The organism is Mycolicibacter nonchromogenicus, assembly GCF_002101775.1.
Lineage (GTDB): Bacteria > Actinomycetota > Actinomycetes > Mycobacteriales > Mycobacteriaceae > Mycobacterium > Mycobacterium nonchromogenicum.
The window spans coordinates 17,930-34,820 of sequence record NZ_LQPI01000075.1 but is presented as its reverse complement, the minus strand read 5'-3'; the positions used below and the strand labels follow the sequence as shown (position 1 = coordinate 34,820).

General features: G+C 68.3%; 17 protein-coding genes. 9 read left to right on the top strand and 8 right to left on the bottom strand.

Annotation, left to right across the window (positions count from 1 at the left end; genetic code table 11):
* Positions 1-149 precede the first annotated feature (149 nt).
* Together polA and AWC18_RS19145 are read right to left on the bottom strand one after the other, a co-directional pair.
* Positions 150-2,915: a DNA polymerase I gene (gene polA, locus AWC18_RS19150; protein ID WP_234806595.1), complete on the bottom strand. Its 2,766-nt coding sequence runs from the start codon at positions 2,913-2,915 to the stop codon at positions 150-152.
* Positions 2,915-3,202 carry a putative quinol monooxygenase gene (locus AWC18_RS19145; RefSeq protein ID WP_085139755.1) on the bottom strand — a complete coding sequence of 96 codons (288 nt, stop codon included), beginning with the start codon at positions 3,200-3,202 and terminating at the stop codon, positions 2,915-2,917. Before AWC18_RS19145 ends, polA begins: the two co-directional genes overlap by 1 nt.
* A gap of 114 nt (positions 3,203-3,316) precedes the next feature.
* Between AWC18_RS19145 and AWC18_RS19140 the strand changes: the two genes are divergently transcribed.
* The 3 genes from AWC18_RS19140 (at position 3,317) to AWC18_RS19130 (ending at position 5,282) form a co-directional block, all read left to right on the top strand.
* Complete coding sequence (locus tag AWC18_RS19140; protein WP_076047770.1) at positions 3,317-3,760, top strand: Zn-ribbon domain-containing OB-fold protein; 444 nt, start codon at positions 3,317-3,319, stop codon at positions 3,758-3,760.
* The gene (locus tag AWC18_RS19135) at positions 3,757-4,956 is read left to right on the top strand and encodes a lipid-transfer protein (protein ID WP_085139754.1); all 1,200 of its coding nucleotides are present in this window, start codon (positions 3,757-3,759) and stop codon (positions 4,954-4,956) included. The genes AWC18_RS19140 and AWC18_RS19135 overlap by 4 nt, the downstream gene beginning before the upstream one ends.
* Before the next feature lie 95 nt (positions 4,957-5,051).
* Positions 5,052-5,282 (top strand): DUF167 domain-containing protein, encoded by a 231-nt coding sequence (locus AWC18_RS19130; protein ID WP_085139753.1) that lies wholly within the window; start codon positions 5,052-5,054, stop codon positions 5,280-5,282.
* A 9-nt stretch (positions 5,283-5,291) separates the two neighbouring features.
* On the opposite strand, the gene prcA is transcribed toward AWC18_RS19130, so the two are convergent.
* The 4 genes from prcA to dop all read right to left on the bottom strand — a co-directional run bounded on the left by prcA (position 5,292) and on the right by dop (position 8,675).
* On the bottom strand, positions 5,292-6,008 hold the full coding sequence (gene prcA / locus AWC18_RS19125) for a proteasome subunit alpha (protein WP_076047771.1): 717 nt from the start codon (positions 6,006-6,008) through the stop codon (positions 5,292-5,294).
* A complete protein-coding gene (prcB, locus tag AWC18_RS19120; protein WP_085139752.1) occupies positions 6,005-6,892 on the bottom strand; it encodes a proteasome subunit beta in 888 nt (295 codons plus the stop codon). The genes prcA and prcB overlap by 4 nt, the downstream gene beginning before the upstream one ends.
* On the bottom strand, positions 6,889-7,083 hold the full coding sequence (locus tag AWC18_RS19115; protein WP_024441366.1) for a ubiquitin-like protein Pup: 195 nt from the start codon (positions 7,081-7,083) through the stop codon (positions 6,889-6,891). Before AWC18_RS19115 ends, prcB begins: the two co-directional genes overlap by 4 nt.
* Before the next feature lie 83 nt (positions 7,084-7,166).
* Positions 7,167-8,675 carry a depupylase/deamidase Dop gene (dop, locus tag AWC18_RS19110; protein WP_085139751.1) on the bottom strand — a complete coding sequence of 503 codons (1,509 nt, stop codon included), beginning with the start codon at positions 8,673-8,675 and terminating at the stop codon, positions 7,167-7,169.
* A gap of 138 nt (positions 8,676-8,813) precedes the next feature.
* Between dop and AWC18_RS19105 the strand changes: the two genes are divergently transcribed.
* A complete protein-coding gene (locus tag AWC18_RS19105; RefSeq protein WP_085139750.1) occupies positions 8,814-9,446 on the top strand; it encodes a hypothetical protein in 633 nt (210 codons plus the stop codon).
* Between the two features lie 132 nt (positions 9,447-9,578).
* Here the strand turns inward: AWC18_RS19105 and arc are convergent, their stop codons facing one another.
* Positions 9,579-11,402 (bottom strand): proteasome ATPase, encoded by a 1,824-nt coding sequence (gene arc / locus AWC18_RS19100; protein WP_085139763.1) that lies wholly within the window; start codon positions 11,400-11,402, stop codon positions 9,579-9,581.
* A gap of 171 nt (positions 11,403-11,573) precedes the next feature.
* Here arc and AWC18_RS19095 point away from each other — a divergent pair, with 171 nt between their 5' ends.
* The 3 genes from AWC18_RS19095 to AWC18_RS19085 all read left to right on the top strand — a co-directional run bounded on the left by AWC18_RS19095 (position 11,574) and on the right by AWC18_RS19085 (position 14,401).
* Entirely contained in the window at positions 11,574-12,059 is a 486-nt protein-coding gene (locus AWC18_RS19095; protein ID WP_085139749.1) for an MTB12 family secreted protein, read from the top strand.
* 11 nt (positions 12,060-12,070) lie between these two features.
* A complete protein-coding gene (gene lppK, locus AWC18_RS19090) occupies positions 12,071-12,604 on the top strand; it encodes a lipoprotein LppK (protein WP_085139748.1) in 534 nt (177 codons plus the stop codon).
* Positions 12,605-12,694: 90 nt separating this feature from the next.
* Entirely contained in the window at positions 12,695-14,401 is a 1,707-nt protein-coding gene (locus AWC18_RS19085) for a hypothetical protein (protein WP_085139747.1), read from the top strand.
* Here the strand turns inward: AWC18_RS19085 and AWC18_RS19080 are convergent, their stop codons facing one another.
* Positions 14,402-15,238 (bottom strand): tRNA (adenine-N1)-methyltransferase, encoded by an 837-nt coding sequence (locus AWC18_RS19080; protein ID WP_076047778.1) that lies wholly within the window; start codon positions 15,236-15,238, stop codon positions 14,402-14,404. It lies immediately after the preceding gene.
* A 65-nt stretch (positions 15,239-15,303) separates the two neighbouring features.
* Between AWC18_RS19080 and AWC18_RS19075 the strand changes: the two genes are divergently transcribed.
* Together AWC18_RS19075 and AWC18_RS19070 are read left to right on the top strand one after the other, a co-directional pair.
* Positions 15,304-16,116 carry a RecB family exonuclease gene (locus tag AWC18_RS19075; RefSeq protein ID WP_085139746.1) on the top strand — a complete coding sequence of 271 codons (813 nt, stop codon included), beginning with the start codon at positions 15,304-15,306 and terminating at the stop codon, positions 16,114-16,116.
* Positions 16,113-16,886, top strand: a complete 774-nt coding sequence (locus AWC18_RS19070; RefSeq protein WP_085139762.1) for a thioesterase family protein — start codon at positions 16,113-16,115, stop codon at positions 16,884-16,886. Before AWC18_RS19075 ends, AWC18_RS19070 begins: the two co-directional genes overlap by 4 nt.
* Positions 16,887-16,891: the final 5 nt, after the last annotated feature.

Here is a 16,891-nt window from a genome sequence, read left to right as displayed (position 1 = left end):
GGACCATGATCCACTCAACCTCCTCACGGCCGCGTTGTGAATAACGCGACCCTGCCAAAAAGTTTGAGTCAGTGGAGGAGCGATTGTTCGAACATACGTTCGATTATAGCGGGGTCCACTGACACGCGCCACCGCCAAAACGGCACGAGTCAGTGGGCGGCGGCGTCCCAACTGCGCCCGTAGCCGACGGCCACCTCCAGCGGGACGCTGAGCGGATAGGCGCTGCCCATCTTGTCGCGCACCAGCGCCTCCAACTGCTCGCGCTCCCTCTCGGCCACTTCGAACAGCAATTCGTCGTGCACCTGCAGCAGCATCCGTGACCGCAGTCCGGAAGCCTTCAGCGCCCGGTCGACCTCGATCATCGCGACCTTGATGATGTCAGCCGCGCTGCCCTGGATCGGCGCGTTGAGCGCGGCCCGCTCGGCCGACTCGCGGACCTGGCGGTTGCTGCTGTCCAGTTCGGGCAGGTAGCGCCGCCGGCCCAGCACCGTGGAGGTGTAGCCGTCCTTGCGGGCCTGCTCCACCACCTCGTGCAGGTAGTCGCGCACCCGGCCGAACCGGTCGAAGTAGGCGTCCATCTGCTCTTTGGCCTCTTCGGTGGAGATCTTGAGCTGGGCGGCCAGCCCGTAGGCGCTCAACCCGTAGGCCAGGCCGTAGGACATCGCCTTGACGCGGCGCCGCATGTCCGGAGTCACCTCGTCGATGGGCACCGAGAACGCCCGCGACCCGACGAACGAGTGCAGGTCTTCGCCGGTGTTGAACGCCTCGATGAGTCCCTCATCGGCCGACAGATGCGCCATGATGCGCATCTCGATCTGGCTGTAGTCGACCGTCATCAGCTCGGGGAAACCGTCGCCGACCACAAAGCCGTCGCGGATCTGGCGACCGGCGTCGGTGCGGATCGGAATGTTCTGCAGGTTGGGGTCGGTCGACGACAGCCGGCCCGTCGCGGCGATCGTCTGATTCAGCGTGGTGTGGATCCGCCCATCGGAGGCAACGGATTTCAGCAATCCGTCGACGGTCACCTTCAGCCGGGTGACGTCGCGGTGCGTCAGCAGGTGCTCCAGGAACGGATGCCCGGTCTTGTCGAACAGGGTCTGCAGCGCGTCGGCGTCGGTGGTGTAGCCGGTCTTGGTCTTCTTGGTCTTGGGCATGCCCAGTTCGTCGAAGAGCACCACCTGCAGCTGCTTGGGCGACCCGAGGTTGATCTGCTTGCCGATCACCGCGTACGCCGCCTCTGCCGCGTCGCGGATCTGGTCGCCGAAGCGGCTCTGCAGCTGGCTCAGGTGCTCGAGGTCGACACCGATCCCGGCGGTCTCCAGTTCCGCCAGCACCCGCTGGAGGGGCAGCTCGATGTCGGCGAGCAGTGACGACGAGTCGATACGGGCCAGTTCGACATCCAGAGCGTCGGCCAGGTCATTGACTGCGCGGGCCCGCAGGATCGCGGTCTGCACGGCCTGATCGTCGATGCCCTCGGTGTCATCCAGCAGCGAAAGCTGTTGCTGCTCATCGGACTCCGCACGCAACTCCCGGCGAAGGTAGCGCACCGAGAGGTCGTCGAGGCTGAAGCTGCGCTGACCGGGCCGCACCAGGTAGGCGGCCAGTGCGGTGTCAGAGGTGACGCCGTTGAGCGTCCAGCCGCGACCGGCAAGATCGTGCATGGCCAGCTTGGCCTCGTGCAGCGCCTTGGGTTTGTCCGGGTCGGCCAGCCAGGCGCCCAGCGCGGCGTCGTCCTCGGCGGTCAGCGTCGCGGTGTCGATGTAGGCGCCTTCACCGTCGGCCGAGGCCAGGGCCAGCGCGGTGGCGTCGCTGTCGAAGCTGCGGTGGGTGCCGATCACGGCCAGCCCGGTGCGGCGCCCGTCGGCGGCGTGCTCGGCCAGCCACCCCGCCACTGTGCCCGGCTCCAGGGCGCCGCCGCGCACCTCGAAGCCCTCCTCGGCCTCGAGCACCGCGCCGCCGGCGGTGGACAGCGTCTCGAACAGCCGGTCGCGCAGTACCCGGAACTCGAGGTCGTCGAAGAGCTGATGGATCTGCTCACGGTCCCACGGCACCAGCCGCAGCGTGTCCGGCGTCTGGGCCAGCGGCACGTTGCGCACCAGGTCGGTCAACTCACGGTTGAGGATTACGCTGGAAAGGTTGGCGCGCAACGAATCCCCGACTTTGCCCTTGACGGTGTCGACGTGATCCACCAGCCCCTGCAGCGACCCGTATTCGGTGATCCACTTCGACGCGGTCTTCTCCCCCACCCCGGGGATGCCCGGCAGGTTGTCGCTGGGGTCGCCGCGCAGCGCCGCGAAGTCCGGGTACTGGGCCGGGGTCAGGCCGTACTTCTCGACCACCGCCTCCGGGGTGAACCGGGTCAGGTCGCTGACGCCCTTGCGGGGGTAGAGCACGGTCACGTTCTCGTTGACCAGTTGCAGGGCGTCGCGGTCGCCGGTGACCACCAGCACCCGGTAGCCCTCGGCGTCGGCCTGGGTGGCCAGCGTGGCGATGATGTCGTCGGCCTCGAAACCGGGTTCCGACAAGGTGGTGATGCCGAGCGCGGCCAGCACCTCCTTGGTGATGTCGATCTGGCCGCGGAACTCATCGGGAGTGGACGACCGGGTGGCCTTGTACTCCGGGAAGCGCTCCGAGCGGAAGGTCTGCCGCGACACGTCGAACGCGGCGGCGACGTGGGTGGGGGCCTCGTCGCGCAGCAGGTTGATCAGCATCGCGGTGAACCCGTAGACGGCGTTGGTGGTCAGGCCGCTGCGCGTCTTGAAATTCTCCGCGGGCAGGGCATAGAAGGCCCGATACGCCAGCGAGTTTCCGTCCAGCAGCAGCAGCGTGTGTTTGGTCTGGGTGTCGTGCGCAGCATCGGTGGGGGCGGTCTGGGCAGGGCTCACGGGGACAACTCTATGCACTGCCGCAGACATCAGGTCAGCGGTCGCTCCTCGGTGACGTCGTACTCGGCGACCGCGGCCGACAGGATCGCCGCGGCCTGCTCGTCGCTGGGCCCGCTGCCGCGGAAGGCTTCCAACGCGGCCCGAGATCCCCAACGTTCGAAGATGTCGACGCGGCCCGGGTCGAGGAGGTCGGCGGTGACGGCGAAGTCCAGGCAGCCCGGTGCGCTGCGCGCCTGGCGGACGACGTCGCGGCACCCCTGCAGATAGGCGTCCCGCTGACCGGGATCCACCGTCAGATGTCCTGCCACGATCACCATTTCCGAACCCCTCTGTTTCGGTGCCTGACCTCGCCACCATAGGCCGCAGCGCCGGTTGGCCCGTTGACTGGAACACGTTTCAGTTTCATCGGTGCCGTTGGGTACGCTGACCGAGTGCCAGATGTAGCCTCGCAGCCCGCGATCGACGGGTGGTACGCCACCGACGACGCCGGCCTCCCCCACCTGATCGGCGCCAAGTGTCCGCAGTGCGGCACCTATGTGTTCCCGCCGCGTGAGAACAACTGCCCCAACCCCGCCTGCGACGGCGACGTGTTGGAGCCCGTCGCGCTGTCACGGCGCGGCACCATCTGGAGCTACACCGAGAACCGGTACCTGCCTCCGGCCCCCTACCCGCCCAGCGACCCGTTCGAGCCGTTTGCGATCGCCGCGGTGGAGCTGGCCGACGAGGGCCTGATCGTGCTGGGCAAGGTGGTCGAGGGCACGCTGGCCGCCGACTTGAAGGTCGGCATGGAGATGGAACTGACCACCATGCCGCTCTACACCGACGACGACGGCGTGACGCGCACCGTCTACGCCTGGAAGAAGGTGGACGCATGAGCCCCGAGCCGCTGTACATCCTGGGTGCGGGCATGCACCCGTGGGGCAAGTGGGGCCGCGACTTCACCGAGTACGGGGTGATCGCCGCCCGCGCCGCCCTGGCCGACGCCGGCCTGAACGCGCAGCAGATCCAGTTCATCGCCGGCGCGGACACCATCCGCAACGGCTACCCGGGTTTCATCGCCGGTTCGACGTTCGCCCAGAAGCTGGGCTGGAACGGCGTGCCGGTGTCGTCCTCGTATGCGGCCTGCGCCTCGGGTTCGCAGGCGCTGCAGAGCGCCCGGGCCCAGATCCTGGCCGGCTTCTGCGACGTGGCGCTGGTGATCGGCGCCGACACCACCCCCAAGGGCCCGTTCGCCCCGGTCGGCGGTGAGCGCAAGAACGACCCGGACTGGCAGCGGTTCCACCTGATCGGCGCGATGAACCCGGTGTACTTCGCGCTGCTGGCGCGTCGCCGGATGGACCTCTACGGCGCCACCTCCGAGGACTTTGCCCAGGTCAAGGTCAAGAACTCGCGGCACGGCCTGTCCAACCCGAATGCCCGCTACCGCAAGGAAGCCTCGGTCGACGACGTGCTGGCCAGCCCGGTGGTCTCCGACCCGCTGCGCCAGCTCGACATCTGCGCCACCTCCGACGGTGCCGCGGCGCTGATCGTGGCCAGCGCGGAGTTCGCCCGCAAGCACCTCGGGTCGCTCGAGGGTGTGCCGTCGGTGCGCGCGGTGGCCACCGTGACCCCGCGCTACCCGCAGCACCTGCCGGAACTGCCGGACATCGCAACCGATTCCACCGCCGTGGTGGCGGCCCCGGAGCGGGTGTTCAAGGACCAGATCCTGGACGCCGCCTACGCCGAGGCCGGCATCGGCCCCGAGGACGTCAGCCTGGCCGAGGTCTACGACCTGTCCACCGCGCTGGAGATCGACTGGTACGAGCACCTGGGCCTGTGCGCCAAGGGTGAAGGCGAGCAGCTGCTGCGCAGCGGCGCCACCACCATCGGTGGCCGGGTGCCGGTGAACCCGTCCGGCGGGCTGTCCTGCTTCGGCGAGGCGATCCCGGCCCAGGCGATCGCGCAGGTGTGCGAGCTGACCTGGCAGCTGCGGGGTCAGGCAACCGGCCGTCAGGTCGAGGGCGCCACGGTGGGCGTCACGGCCAACCAGGGCCTGTTCGGGCACGGCTCCTCGGTGATCGTCGCGCGGTAACGCACCTTTTTGGCGCGAGTGTGCGTGTCTGCCCAGCGACACGCCGAGGCGAGCCGTACAGCTACGCACACTCGCGACACTGGGATCCTGTTGCGATGACCGAAACCGTTGTTGTCAAGGTCAAACCGGGTAGCCGCAAGGGCCCCCTGGTCGAGGCCGACGACGACGGAGGGCTGACCGTCTATGTGCGCGAACAGGCCGTGGACGGCAAGGCCAACGCCGCCGTCATCCGTGTTCTGGCAGAGCATTTCGGCGTTCCGCGCAGCCGCGTCGAACTGGCGTCCGGTGCTGGCGCGCGTATCAAGCGGTTCCGGATCGACCGGTAGGCGCGACCCTTAGGAACCGGCTTGCGGCAGCAGTGATTCCAGCGTGGCGCGGTTGATCCGCCGGAACGCACGCTTGGGCCGGTTGGCATCCAGGATGGCCACCTCCAAGGTGCCCGGACCCAGATCGCGCGGCTCGGAACCGTTGCCGGTGTCGGTCTGCTTGAGCGCGTTGACCGCAATGTGCAGGGCGTCGGCCAGCTCCGCGTTCTCGGCGTAGGACTCCTTGAGCGCGTTGGTGACCGGCTCGGTGGTGCCGCCCATCACCACGAAGTGCGGCTCGTCGGTGATCGAGCCGTCGTAGGTGACCCGGTAGAGCTCAGGCGCTTTGGTCTGGCCCTGGTAGGCCACACCGGCCACACACAACTCCACCTCGTAGGGCTTTGCCTGCTCGGTGAAGATGGTGCCCAGCGTCTGGGCGTAGACATTGGCCAGCTGACGCGCGGTGACGTCGCGGCGGTCATAGGCGTAACCGCGGGTGTCGGCGAACTGAATACCGCCACGGCGCAGGTTCTCGAACTCATTGATGCGCCCGGCGGCCGCAAAACCCACTCGGTCGTAGAGTTCGCTGATCTTCTGCAGTGAGCGCGAAGGGTTTTCCGCGACGAACAGCACGCCGTCGGCGTAGGCCAACGCCACCACGCTGCGACCACGGGCGATGCCCTTGCGCGCGAGCTCGCCACGCTCGCGCATGGCCTGCTCGGGCGAGATGAAGTACGGGAAACTCATTTCTTACCCCGCTTGGTCTGCGGCCCCGAATCCCCGCCGCGAGTTCGACTCTCGACCACCGTGCGAGCCAGTTCGGCGATGCGCTCCTCGGTGATCTCCACGGCGCCGTCGGCGTCGATGGTGACCGCGGTCGGATAGATGCCGCGCACCAGGTCCGGGCCACCGGTGGCGGAGTCGTCGTCGGCGGCGTCGTAGAGCGCCTCGATGGCGACCCGCAGAGCGGAGTCGGCGTCGCTGATCTGGTTGTAGAGCTTCTTGATCGACGACTTGGCGAACAGCGAGCCCGAGCCCACCGCCTGGTAGCCCTCGCTCTCGACGTTCCACCCGCCGGCGGCGTCGAACGACACGATGCGCCCCGCGGTCTGCGGGTCGTCGGCGTCGATGTCGTAACCGGCCAACAGCGGCAAGGCCACCAGGCCCTGCATCGCGGCGCCCAGGTTGCCGCGCACCATGGTGGACAACCGGTTGACCTTCCCGGCGAACGTCAGCGGCACGCCTTCGAGCTTCTCGTAGTGCTCCAGCTCCACCGCGTAGAGCCTGGCGAACTCGACGGCGATCGCCGCGGTGCCGGCGATGCCGGTCGCGGTGTACTCGTCGGTGACGTAGACCTTCTGGACATCGCGGCCGGCGATCATGTTGCCCTGCGTCGAGCGGCGGTCGCCGGCGATGAGGACCCCGCCGGGGTACTTCAACGCGACGATGGTGGTGCCGTGCGGCAGTTGCTCACCGGCGCCGCCGGGGTGCGCGGCGCCCAGGCCGGTCGGCAGCAGTTCGGGTGCCTGCAGTCGCAGGAACTCCGAGAATGACGACAGACCTACGCCGGTGAGAGGGATTCCTGGGTTTGCTGAATTCAGGGGCAGACGATCATTCGACAACCAGGTCACTGGCCGCCCTTTTGGACATACGCACGCACGAAGTCCTCGGCGTTCTCCTCCAGCACGTCGTCGATCTCGTCGAGCAGGTCGTCGGTGTCCTCGGTGAGTTTCTCCCGGCGTTCCTGGCCCGCCGCAGTGCTTCCGGTGAGATCGTCGTCGTCTCCGCCGCCCCCGCCGCGCTTGGTCTGCTCCTGAGCCATTGCTGCCTCCTGAATCTCATCGGCCGCGCATGACCGCGGCCGGTTTCTCCACCCTACCGGTCGACGCCGATGTTGCCCGGGGTCTAGGTGGTGAGTTGTTGCACCAGTTCGGCGGCACTGTCCACCGAATCCAGCAAAGCTCCGACGTGCGCCTTACTGCCACGCAGCGGCTCCAGGGTCGGAATTCGCACCAGTGAGTCCCCGCCCAGGTCGAAGATGACCGAGTCCCAGCTGGCGGCGGCGATGTCGGCGCCGAACCGGCGCAGGCACTCACCGCGGAAGTAGGCCCGGGTGTCGGTCGGCGGATTGTCGACCGCGGCCAGTACCTGCTGTTCGGTGACCAGGCGGCGCATCGAGCCGCGGGCGACCAGCCGGTTGTACAGGCCCTTGTCCAGCCGTACGTCGGAGTACTGCAGGTCGATCAGGTGCAGTCGGGGTGCGGACCAGCTCAGGTTCTCGCGCTGCCGGAAGCCCTCCAGCAGACGCAGCTTGGCCGGCCAGTCGAGCACGTCGGCGCACTCCATCGGATCCCGCTCGAGCTGGTCGAGCACCCGAGCCCAGGTCTCGATGATGTCGGTGGCGCGCGGATCCGGATCGCGGATCTCCACCAGCTTGGCCGCCCGATCGAGGTAGATCCGTTGCAGCGCAAGGCCGGTCATCTCACGGCCGTCCGCCAGCGCGACGGTCGCCCGCAGCGTCGGGTCACGGCTGATGACGTGCACCGCCCGCACCGGCCGGGCCAACACCAAGTCACTCAAGTCGATCCCGTGCTCCGGGCCCTCCTCGATGAGGTCGAGGACCAGCGCGGTGGTGCCCACTTTCAGATACGTCGACGTCTCGGCGAGGTTGGCGTCGCCGATGATCACGTGCAGTCGGCGGTACTTGTCGGCGTCGGCGTGCGGCTCGTCGCGGGTGTTGATGATGCCGCGCTTGAGCGTGGTCTCCAGGCCGACTTCGACCTCGATGTAGTCGGCGCGCTGCGACAGCTGGAAGCCCGGCTCGTCGCCGGCGGGGCCCAGCCCGACGCGCCCGGAGCCGGTGACCACCTGCCGGGACACCAGAAACGGCGTGAGGCCGGAGATGATCGCCGAGAACGGCGTCTGCCGGCTCATCAGGTAGTTCTCGTGGGTGCCGTAGGAGGCGCCCTTGTTGTCGATGTTGTTCTTGTACAGCTGCAGCTTCGCCGCCCCGGGGACGCTGGCCACATAGCGTGCGGCCGCCTCCATCACGCGCTCGCCGGCCTTGTCCCAGATGACCGCGTCCAGCGGATCGGTGACCTCGGGCGCGGAGTATTCGGGGTGAGCGTGATCGACGTAGAGCCGGGCGCCGTTGGTGAGGATCATGTTGGCCGCGCCCACCTCGTCGGCGTCGATGATCGGCGGCGGGCCGGACGAGCGGCTCAGGTCGAACCCACGGGCATCGCGCAGCGGCGATTCCACCTCGTAGTCCCAGCGGGTGCGCTTGGCGCGCGGGATGCCCGCGGCGGCGGCGTAGGCCAGCACCGCCTGGGTGGAGGTGAGGATGGGGTTCGCGGTGGGATCTGATGGCGAAGCGATGCCGTACTCGACTTCAGTTCCGATGATCCGCTGCATGGCTAAAGCCTAGAGGGGTGACGAGGTGGACGAGGAACGAGACCGCCGAGGATCCCCGACCATCCCGCACAGCGGGGTGGGCAATCGAGACCGCCGGAGGTGTTGACCTACCCGAGGTCAGTGGCTAATTTCACCGGGATGTCCACCGAGCAGGCCCGTCAGCAGACGACCGACGTATCCGGAAAGCGCTACGGGGAGGTGCTGCTCGTCGAGATCGGTCCGTCGGGCCCGCAGGCCACCGTCTACAACACCTTTGGCCTCAACGACTGCCCCGCGCAGCTGTGGTCCGCGCTCGACGCCCAGGCGATCGCCGCCGAAAACGGTGCGGCCGCAGCACTGCTCAACGGGCCGCGGTACTGGCTGATGAACACCATCGAGAAGGCGCCGCAGGGCCCGCGGGAGACCAAGACCTTCGGCGGCATCGAGATGATCAAGCAGGCGCAGGTCGCGCTGTCGTCGATGAACCCCGGGCCCTACACCGTCAATGAGGTGACCCGCCACGCGGTCTTCGTCTTCGATGCCGGCGAGCAGATCTACGAGCTGATCGATCCCGACGGGCGACGCTGGGTGATGCAGACCTGGAGCCAGGTGGTCGATCCGGACCTGTCGCGGGCCGACCTCGCGGGGCTCGCCGACCGGCTCACGCTGCCGGCGGGTTGGAGCTATCAGGCGCGCGTCTTGGCCGGCGCGTTGCGGGTGGACACCACCACCGAGGTCGCCCGCGTGCTGCAGGACGACCTGACCAACAGCTACTCGCTGCAGACCGGCTGACGCCGCGGCGGGTGGTGCGCCCCGCACCCTGGTGCCGCGAACGTGCGCAGTTGTACGCGCGGCGCGGCGTGTCGGCGGGCAAACACGCACCCTCGCGCCAAAGGGCGCCAAAGGGGGCCTCAGCCAAAGGGGCTACAGGTACTGGCCCAGGTTGGACTCGGTGTCGATGGCACGGCTGGCGCTGGAGCTCTTGCCGGTGACCAGGGTGCGGATGTAGACGATCCGCTCCCCCTTCTTGCCCGAGATCCGCGCCCAGTCATCGGGGTTGGTGGTGTTGGGCAAGTCCTCGTTCTCGGCGAACTCGTCGACGATCGAGTCCAGCAGGTGCTGGATGCGCAGACCCGGCTGGCCCGTCTCCAGAACCGACTTGATGGCGTTCTTCTTCGCCCGGTCGACCACGTTCTGGATCATCGCCCCGGAGTTGAAGTCCTTGAAGTACATGACCTCTTTGTCACCGTTGGCGTAGGTGACCTCCAGGAACCGGTTGTCGTCGATCTCGGCGTACATCCGGTCGACGACCTTCTCGATCATCGCCTTGATGCAGGCCGCGCGGTCGCCGCCGAACTCGGCGAGGTCGTCGGCGTGCACCGGCAGCGTCTCGACCAAGTACTTCGAGAAGATGTCTTGTGCGGCTTCGGCATCCGGACGCTCGATCTTGATCTTGACGTCCAGCCGGCCGGGCCGCAGGATCGCCGGGTCGATCATGTCCTCACGGTTGGAGGCGCCGATCACGATGACGTTCTCCAGACCCTCCACACCGTCGATCTCGCTGAGCAGCTGCGGCACCACGGTGGTCTCCACATCCGAGGAGACACCGGTGCCACGGGTGCGGAAGATCGAGTCCATCTCGTCGAAGAACACGATCACCGGGGTGCCCTCGGAGGCCTTCTCGCGCGCCCGCTGGAAGATCAGCCGGATGTGGCGTTCGGTCTCGCCGACGAACTTGTTCAGCAGCTCGGGGCCCTTGATGTTGAGGAAGTACGACTTGGCCTCGTGGGCGTCGTCGCCGCGCACCTCGGCCATCTTCTTGGCCAGCGAGTTGGCCACCGCCTTGGCGATGAGCGTCTTGCCACAGCCGGGCGGGCCGTAGAGCAGCACGCCTTTGGGCGGGCGCAGCGCGTACTCGCGGTAGAGGTCCTTGTGCAGGAACGGCAGTTCCACGGCGTCGCGGATCTGCTCGATCTGGCGAGTCAGGCCACCGATGTCGCTGTAGCTGACGTCGGGCACCTCCTCGAGCACCAGGTCTTCGACCTCGGCCTTGGGGATGCGCTCAAACGCGTAGCCGGCCTTGGTGTCGACCAGCAGAGAGTCGCCGGGGCGCAGCTTGCGGGGCCGCCAGTCATCGGCGAGCCCGTCCGGGTTGCTGTCGGGAAGATCCGCGGCGACCAGCGGCTCGGCCAGCCAGACGATGCGCTCCTCATCGGCGTGACCCACCACCAACGCACGGCGCCCGTCGGACAGAATTTCACGCAACGTGGATATTTCGCCGACCGATTCGAAATTGCCGGCCTCGACGACCGTCAGCGCCTCGTTGAGCCGAACCGTCTGGCCCTTCTTGAGCGTTGCTACGTCGATGTTGGGCGAGATGTTCAGCCGCATCCGGCGACCGGAGGTGAACACATCGACGGTGTCGTCGTCGTGGCTGCCCAACAGCACGCCGTAACCGCTCGGCGGCTGACCCAGCCGATCGACCTCCTCGCGCAGCGCCAGCAGCTGCTGACGCGCCTCCTTGAGAGTGTCCATCAGTTTGGAGTTTCGCGCGGTCAGCGAGTCAATGTGGGCTTCGAGCTGTCGCACGTCGCGGCCCACTCGGGCGGAGTCCTGCGGGGTGCTCTCCAGTTGTGCGCGCAGCAGCGCGGCCTCGCGGCGCAGCGCCTCCAACTCGGCGAAGTCATCACCGGGCGTGCCCGGCCCCCCAGGCGCGTCGAAGGTCTCAGGACGCGGCGAATCTTCCATGTTGCTCATGGTGCGCTCCTTTCCCGTACTGGAAGTTGAAGCGGCGGATACCTCAACGCTACCGGCCATTGTGCATTCGCGTGCTCTGTGGCAGCCCGACACACCGTCTGCGCTGCTAGCCTCGCTCTCAAATTCGGCGATCACACGGACCTCGAAAGGATCCAACTGAGCATGAAAGACCTAGCCACACGGATTGCGGCGATCACGGGCGTCGGCGCAGCAGCCTTCGCTGTGACCTACCTGACAAATCCGACGCCGGCCACCGCCGAGGCGCCGACCACGGTGTTCTTCGCCCCGCTGCCGCTCGACCCGGCAGCCGCCGTACCCACTCCGGAACAGCTGACCGACGTCCTGAACACGCTCGCCAACCCCGACATCCCCGCCGCCGCGAAGGGGAACCTCGTCGAGGGCGGTCTCGGCGGCGCCGAGGCCATCTTGGACCGCCGGCTGAAGAAGGCCCAGAAGAACGGCTACCTCCCGCTGTCGATCAGCGTGGCCAATGTCGCGCCGGCCGGTCCCGGGACGGCTTCGGCGGACGTCACCGCGTCGGCACCGAAGCTCGACCCGCACACGGTGAACCTCACGTTCGTCGACCAGGGCGGCTGGAAGCTCTCCCAGGCCTCACTGCTGTCACTCGCACAGCTGGCACAGGGCTGACCGCAGACCCCATGTGTAGCCACCGCATCGCCTGGCCCGCCGCCCTCGCGGCGGCGGTGCTGGCGATGTCGGGCTGCTCGGGCCAACAGCCGCCCGAGCCGGTGGCCGAGGTTCCGGTGACGTCGACGACGGCACCTGCCCAGGTGCCGTCGTCGACCCTGCCCACACCGGAGGCGCTGACCGGCGTGCTGCAGCGACTGGCAGACCCCCAGGTCGAGGGCGTGGACAAGGTGGCGCTGATCGAGGGCGCCAAGCCCGCCGACGCCGCGACCATCGACAAATTCGCCACCGCGCTCAACGACGGCGGCTATCTGCCGCTGAATTTTGAGGCGGCAGAGATCAGCTGGTCGGACCGCGACCCGGGACACGTGACCGCCGACATCACCGTGACCACGGCCATTCCCGACGCCGGCACGTTCTTCTTCCCGATGGACTTCACTCCGCATCAGGGCGACTGGCAGCTGTCCGAGGGCACTGCCAAAGCCCTGTTGGCGTTCGGCAACGTCAAAACCGGGAGCACCGCGCCCGCACCGCCGCCGCCCTGATCGGATTCTCCCCGACACGCCCGCCCGCCGACGAAATATTCGCCCGGCGAACCCGCAGCGTGGCGGCTTTGAGCGGCGCATACTCCGAGAATGCCCATCGAGCAACGGCTGATCGTCAGCGTTGTTGACGAGACGCCGGGATTCCTCCCGATCATCACCTATCAGCGTGACGATCACTCGTGTAGCGGGGCGTGGTCACGCCCGAAGGTGCCGGCGCTGGTCTTCGCCGACAACTCCCACAACGGCTCCACGGTGGCCTATCACCACGGCGTGCTCGGCGGCGCGCACACCCCGGTGCAGCTGGTGTTCTGGGGAGCCTGGTGGAACGGCGCGGGTGCGGCGCAGCGCGGTCTGATCGAATCGCGCACCCGCGCGCTGCTGGCGAGCCGCTATTTCACCGAGCTGGCGCAGTACCACATCTCCGGTGCCCCGACCTGGCGCGGCTCGATCACCGTGGTCTCCCCCGCACCGCCGTCGGGTGCGGTGGATTCCACCGTGGCGATGCGCCGGGTCCTGGGGCTGATCGAAGACTGCATCGACGACGGCGTGTTCCCCGATCCCGACGACGGCCCGCGGATCGCCTACATCGTGTTGATGCCCCAGGGTTTCACGGTGGCCGGCGGCACGGTCGCGGGCGCGCACTCCAGCGACTACACGTTCGACTTCCCCTTCGACACCGATCGGTACTGGGCGGGCTGGGTGCGCCACTTCGACCCGGCGACCGAGGACATCGAACTGACCATGTCGACGCTGGGCCACGAGTTGGTGGAGATCCTGACCGATCCCGAGGCAGACGGCTGGCGGCGGGATCCGCTGGACAGCGACTGCGAGATCTGCGACTGGAGCGATTCGACGGTCGGGGCCGGCCAGGTACGTCAACGCGCCTGGGTCAATGACGTACGGGTGCAGTCGTACTGGTCGGTGCGGCACGGGGCCACCATCATCCCGATCGACGACGACTACGGGGCGCAACTCGAGGCGAGGGTGACCGAGACCAATCGGCGCGAGATCGGGCGGGGAACCATGGTGACCGACCCCGCGGTCCGCCGTGCCTGCGCGACCATACCGGCGTGCTGCATCGCCGACGATCGCTACGAGTACGTACTGTACTCGGTGTCGGAGACCGCTCGAATCCGGCTGAACTGCAAGCGATTCCGTACACCGCGGGCCAGTTGGAGCATCCGCGGTATCGCGGTATCAGGTACCGGCACCGTGCAGGTGACGGTGCCGGTGGACGGCTACAACGGCCAGGACCCGGTGACGGCGGTGCGGCGAGTGAGAGTGGGCTACAACGCGACCGACACCGTGCTGGACCTGACGGTGACCGATCCCGGCGGCAACTTCGATCTGCCGGTCAGCGCCAGCGTGACCGATGCCTCGATCAGGGGGAACGTCGCGACGAACGTGGTCGCGACACCCAGCATCGTGGTCGGATTCGTCGGGGCCGAACTGGTCGCCGACGCGAATTACCGGGCCGCGCTGAGCCGCTGCTACACGGCGATGCTGGACAAGTACAAAGTCCAGTACCAGCCGATGGGGCGACCCGGTGTCAGTGACCCGATCAAATACGACCCGACGGTGCTCAACCTGGGGCTACCGGCCTATGCGGGTCTCAGCGGGCATCAGCAGCTTCAGGAGACCGGCAAGCTGATCCGGGCCGCGGCCTATCTGCTCGACGCCGACGACGCCTATGCCTTTGTGGGACACCTGGTTCGGGCTCAGCCGGCGCTGGTGCGCACCCTGCAGAAGCGCACCGAGAAGGACCTGGTGGCCACCCTGCTCACGTCGGCGCCCTGACTAGGGCCGTCCCCGTTTCTTCCCCAACCGGGTGGGGGTGACGGTGCCCGGCGCCAGCCGGCGCGCGCAGACCAGGAACGCGGTGTGGCCACGCATCGCGTGCTGCGGGCGCACCGCCAGGCCCACCACGTTCCAGCCGCGCTGCATGGTCTCCCAGGACCGCGGCTCAGTCCAGCACTGCTGCTCCCGCAGCGCCTCGTTCACCTGGGACAGCTGCGTCACGGTGGCGACGTAGACCACCAGCACTCCGCCGGGAACCAGTACGCGCGACACGGCGCCGAGCACCTCCCAGGGCGCCAGCATGTCGAGCACCACCCGGTCGATCGAGCCGTCGGGCAGGTCGCAGTCGGCCACATCGCCCATCACCAGCTGCCAGTTGTCGGGCGGGCCCCCGAGGAAGGTCTCGACGTTGGCGCGGGCGTGCACGGCGTGATCGTCGCGCAGCTCGTAGGAGATCACCTTGCCCTCCGGCCCGACCGCCCGCAGCAGCGACAGCGTCAGAGCTCCCGATCCGGCGCCGGCCTCGAGCACCCGCGCCCCGGGGAAGATGTCGCCCTCGTGGATGATCTGCGCCGAGTCCTTGGGATAGATCACCTGCGCCCCGCGCGGCATCGACATCACGTAGTCGACCAGCAGCGGCCGCAGCACCAGGAACGGGTCGCCGTTGGCCGACTGGACCACGCTGCCGTCCGGCAGCCCGATCACCTCGTCGTGCGGAATGGCCCCGCGATGGGTGTGGAAGTCGCCGCCGGGGACCAGCACGGTGGTGTAGCGGCGCCCCTTGGCGTCGGTGAACTGGGCCCGATCGCCCGCCTGAAAAATCCCGGATTCGGACACAGCCGTCCACCCTACGCAGCGTGTTCGCCAGGGGTTGTCGGTGCATGCCCGTAATGTGCGCAGGTATGAGCAGGCCTGCGTTGTCACCGTCGCGGGCGGCCGACTTCAAGCAGTGCCCGCTGCTGTACCGATTCCGCGCCATCGACCGGCTCGCGGAACCCTCATCGGCGGCGCAGCTGCGTGGCTCGGTGGTCCACGGCGCCCTGGAGCGGCTCTACGCGCTGCCCGCACCCCAGCGCGACCCGCAGACCGCCGGCGAGCTGGTGACCTCGGCCTGGGAGCACCTGGTCAGCACCGATCCGAGTGTGGCCGCGGCACTGGACGCCGAGCAGCTGATGGCCGAGGCACGCAGGCTGCTGGCCGGTTACTACCGGCTGGAGGATCCCCGCCGATTCGACCCGCAGAGCTGCGAGCAGCGGGTGGAGGTCGAACTGGCCGACGGCACCCCGCTGCGTGGTTTCGTCGACCGCATCGACGTCGCGCCGACCGGTGAATTGCGGGTGGTCGACTACAAGACCGGCCGGGCTCCGTCGGCCACCGGGCGGCTGTCCGAGGCCGCCGAATCCAAGGCGCTGTTCCAGATGAAGTTCTATGCGGTGGCCCTGTTGCGGTCGCGTGGCGTGATGCCCGCACGCCTGCGGCTGATCTATCTGGCCGACGGGCAGCTGCTGGACTACTCCCCCGAGCACGCCGAGCTGTTGCGCTTCGAGAAGACCCTGATCGCGATCTGGCAGGCCATCCAAACCGCCGGCGCCACAGGCGATTTCCGCCCACAGCCGTCGCGCCTGTGTGACTGGTGCGCCCACCGTGGGTTGTGTCCGGCATTCGGCGGAACCCCGCCGCCCTACCCCGGCTGGCCGGCCGACAGCGCGGCATGACCGGCAGCTACTACCGCCGCGCTGCCGCTGACGGGGTCTACGAGGCCACCGATCTGACCCGCAGCAACTGGGGTCCGCTGCAGCATGGGTCGCCCCCGCTGGCGCTGCTCACCCGCGAGATCGAGGCGCTGATCGACGGATCGGGGCAGCGGATCGCCCGGCTGAGCCTGGACATCCTGGGGGCGATACCGCTGGCCGCGGTGCGGGTCTCGGCGCGGGTGCAGCGGCCGGGCCGGCGGATCGCGCTGCTGGAAGCCGAGATGCGCACGTGCGACGACGACCGGGCGGTGGCGCGGCTGAGCGCGTGGGCGCTGGCCACCTCCGACACCTCCGCGGTGGCCTCTGACCGGCACGCGCCCCTGACCAGCGGGCCGTCGCTACCACCGCCGGACTGGTTCGCCCAGGCCAGCGGCTACGCCCAGTCGGTGCGCTGGCGTGTCCAGCCGGATGCGCCCGACGGCTCGGCCGTCGCCTGGTTGAGCCCGCAGGTGTCCCTGGTGGACGACGAGCCGACCACCGCCCTGCAACGGCTGGCGATGGTGGTGGACTCCGCTAACGGTGTGGGCGCCGCACTGGACGTCGACGAGTACATGTTCATGAACACCGACACCGTGGTGCACCTGCACCGGTTGCCGACCGGCACCGAATTCGGCCTGCGGGCCCGCGCCTCGATCGGGCCGGACGGGGTGGGCGTCACCACAGCGGAGTTGTTCGACCACGACGGATTCGTCGGAACGTCCGCGCAGGCGTTACTGGTGCAGCGGCGCTGAGGCGC

Excerpts from the sequence above, each read along its gene's own strand:
- lppK (WP_085139748.1), top strand. The coding sequence starts at position 12,071 with ATGTGTAGCCACCGCATCGCCTGGCCCGCCGCCCTCGCGGCGGCGGTG.
- AWC18_RS19095 (WP_085139749.1), top strand. The coding sequence starts at position 11,574 with ATGAAAGACCTAGCCACACGGATTGCGGCGATCACGGGCGTCGGCGCA.
- AWC18_RS19070 (WP_085139762.1), top strand. The coding sequence starts at position 16,113 with ATGACCGGCAGCTACTACCGCCGCGCTGCCGCTGACGGGGTCTACGAG.
- AWC18_RS19115 (WP_024441366.1), bottom strand. The coding sequence starts at position 7,083 with ATGGCTCAGGAGCAGACCAAGCGCGGCGGGGGCGGCGGAGACGACGAC.
- AWC18_RS19075 (WP_085139746.1), top strand. The coding sequence starts at position 15,304 with ATGAGCAGGCCTGCGTTGTCACCGTCGCGGGCGGCCGACTTCAAGCAG.
- AWC18_RS19135 (WP_085139754.1), top strand. The coding sequence starts at position 3,757 with ATGAGCCCCGAGCCGCTGTACATCCTGGGTGCGGGCATGCACCCGTGG.
- AWC18_RS19085 (WP_085139747.1), top strand. The coding sequence starts at position 12,695 with ATGCCCATCGAGCAACGGCTGATCGTCAGCGTTGTTGACGAGACGCCG.
- AWC18_RS19145 (WP_085139755.1), bottom strand. The coding sequence starts at position 3,202 with ATGGTGATCGTGGCAGGACATCTGACGGTGGATCCCGGTCAGCGGGAC.
- polA (WP_234806595.1), bottom strand. The coding sequence starts at position 2,915 with ATGTCTGCGGCAGTGCATAGAGTTGTCCCCGTGAGCCCTGCCCAGACC.
- prcA (WP_076047771.1), bottom strand. The coding sequence starts at position 6,008 with ATGAGTTTCCCGTACTTCATCTCGCCCGAGCAGGCCATGCGCGAGCGT.
- AWC18_RS19105 (WP_085139750.1), top strand. The coding sequence starts at position 8,814 with ATGTCCACCGAGCAGGCCCGTCAGCAGACGACCGACGTATCCGGAAAG.
- arc (WP_085139763.1), bottom strand. The coding sequence starts at position 11,402 with ATGGAAGATTCGCCGCGTCCTGAGACCTTCGACGCGCCTGGGGGGCCG.
- dop (WP_085139751.1), bottom strand. The coding sequence starts at position 8,675 with ATGCAGCGGATCATCGGAACTGAAGTCGAGTACGGCATCGCTTCGCCA.
- AWC18_RS19130 (WP_085139753.1), top strand. The coding sequence starts at position 5,052 with ATGACCGAAACCGTTGTTGTCAAGGTCAAACCGGGTAGCCGCAAGGGC.